Annotated in this window: 2 protein-coding genes; both read right to left on the reverse strand. The window is 68.6% G+C overall.

The genetic code is table 11. The annotated features are described in order from the left end of the window. The coding region (locus ACH4ZA_RS39830) for a glycine betaine ABC transporter substrate-binding protein (RefSeq protein ID WP_398433889.1) at positions 1-842 on the reverse strand (842 nt) is incomplete at its 3' end. A 14-nt stretch (positions 843-856) separates the two neighbouring features. Then, positions 857-2,365: ABC transporter permease (locus tag ACH4ZA_RS39835; protein ID WP_398433890.1), on the reverse strand; the 1,509-nt coding region annotated here is incomplete at its 5' end.

Here is a 2,365-nt window from a genome sequence, read left to right on the forward strand (position 1 = left end):
ACCAGGTCGTAGGCGGGACTGCCGGAGTCGGCGAACTTCTTGGCCACGATCTTGTCGAGCTTGTACACCGGGTAGTCGCAGGCGATCTTCTCCGCGTCGGCGTCGCAGCCCGTCTTGTAGGCGGGCAGGTTCACCTTGACCAGCGGGACCTCGGACATGAACCACTGCGGCTCGTAGAAGTAGCCGATCACCCATTCCCTGTTCTTCTCCGCCTTGCGGAAGGTCTGGATGAGGGCCGTCTCGCTGCCCGCGTACACGACCTTGTAGTCCAGCTTCAGGTTCTTCACCAGCGCCCCGTCGTTGGTGACGAACGACGGGTCGCCGTCGAGGAGCTGGCCCTTGCCGCCGGACTCGGAGGTCTTGAAGTTCGCGGCGTACTTGTTCAGGTTCTTCCAGTCGGCGATGTCGGGGTGGGCCTTGGCCAGCCACGGCGGCACGTACCAGCCGATGAGGCCTTCGTTGCCGGTCGCGCCCGCGTCCACGGCGGTCTTCTGGCCGGCGATGTACTTCTTCTTCAGATCGTCGTGGCCCCAGTTCTCCACGACCGCGTCGACCTCGCCGGTCCCGAAGCCCTGCCAGGCGATCTCCTCCTTGAGGTCCTTCTTGACGACCTTGCAGCCCAGGTCGTTCTGCGCGACGTAGGCGATGACCGCCGCGTTGGCCTCGTAGCCCACCCACGGGTTCACCGCGAGATTGAACGTGCCGCACTTGCCCGCACCGCCCGAGCCGCCCGCCTCCGAGGACTCGTCACCGACCTTCGCGCCGCCGCAGGCGGTGAGGGTGAGGCCGAGAACCGCGATGCCAGCCGCGCCGACTCTCCATCGTCTTGCTTGCCTTGCCATGGTGACTTGCTCCTTCATGCGCTGGTTCGCCGCGCCGCGGCCTGGGTGATGCGGTCGAACATGACTCCGAGAAGGACGATGGCCAGCCCCGCGGCGAGCCCCTTCCCGAACAGTTGGCCCTGCGAGAAACCGGCCACGACGTCGTAGCCGAGCGCGCCCGCCCCCACCAGGCCGCCCACGACCACCATCGACAGCACGTAGATCAGACCCTGGTTCGTGGCGAGAGTCAGGGCGCCGCGCGCCATCGGCAGCTGGACCTTGGCGATGATCTGCCAGGTGCTGCACCCGGCGGAGGTGGCCGCCTCCACGGTCGTCGCGGGCACGTTGCGCACCCCGTCCGCGATGATCTTCATGGCGACGGGTGCCGCATAGACGACCGCCGCGACGATCGCCGTGAAACGGGTCGCGCCGAACAGCGCCAGGAACGGCACCAGATACACGAACGGCGGCATGACCTGCGCCGCGTCCAGACTCGGCCGCAGCATCCGGTCCACCACCCGGCTGCGGCCCATCCAGACGCCGAAGCCGATGCCGAGCAGCATCACGAGGATGGTGGCCACCACGGTCGAGGCAAGCGTCGTCATGCTGTCCGACCACATTCCGGTGGCCACCAGCAGCCCCACGCACACGGCCGTGGTGACACCGGCCCGGCGGCCGCCGAGGACCACACCGAGCGCGACGAGGACGGCGCCGACGAGCCACCAGGGAGAGTCCGTGAGCAGCGACTGGAACGGGTTGAGCAGCCCGTTGGTGATGACGTCGCGGACGGCGTTGGTGACGCCGGACAGGTTGTCCTGCACCCAGGTCGTCGTGGTGTCCGCCGCGCTCGCGATGGAGCTGCCGAGACCGCCCTCACCGGGGAACTCGGCCGCCCACACGTAGGTGTGCGACATGAAGACCAGGACGGCCGTCAGGACCGCACCTGCGCCGAGCAGCGGCCGCCGCCAGGCGAGGAACCGGTTCTTGGAGCGCCGGGCCTCCTCCTCCCGCGCGCTCGCCGCGGTCGTGACCCGGTCGAGGACGATCGCCATGACGACGATGGACAGACCCGCGTTGAACGCCGTGCCGACGTCGAGCGACTGAAGGGCCTGGACGACGGTCTTGCCGAGACCGGGCGCGTCGATGAGGGCCGCGATGGTCACCATGGCCAGCGCGGCCATGATGGTCTGGTTGACGCCCATCACCACGGTCCGCTTGGACATCGGCAGCAGCACCTTCAACAGGGTCTGCCGTCGGGTCGCCCCGAGCGAGTCGGCCGCCTCCACCGTCGTCTCCGGCACGGTCCGGATGGCGTGCGCGGTGATCCGGATCGCCGGCGGCGCCGCGTAGACCACCGTGGCGATGGTCGCGGAGGCTCCGCCGATGAGGAAGAACAGGGTCAGCGGGGCCAGGTAGACGAAGGTCGGCATCGTCTGCATGAAGTCCAGCAGGGGCGTGGCGATCCGGTTGACCCGGTCGGACAGCCCCGCCCACACACCCAGCGGGATCCCGAACAGCAGCGCCACCAGGACCGCGGAGACGGT

It is taken from the genome of Streptomyces sp. NPDC020597, assembly GCF_044335095.1.
Classification (GTDB): domain Bacteria; phylum Actinomycetota; class Actinomycetes; order Streptomycetales; family Streptomycetaceae; genus Streptomyces.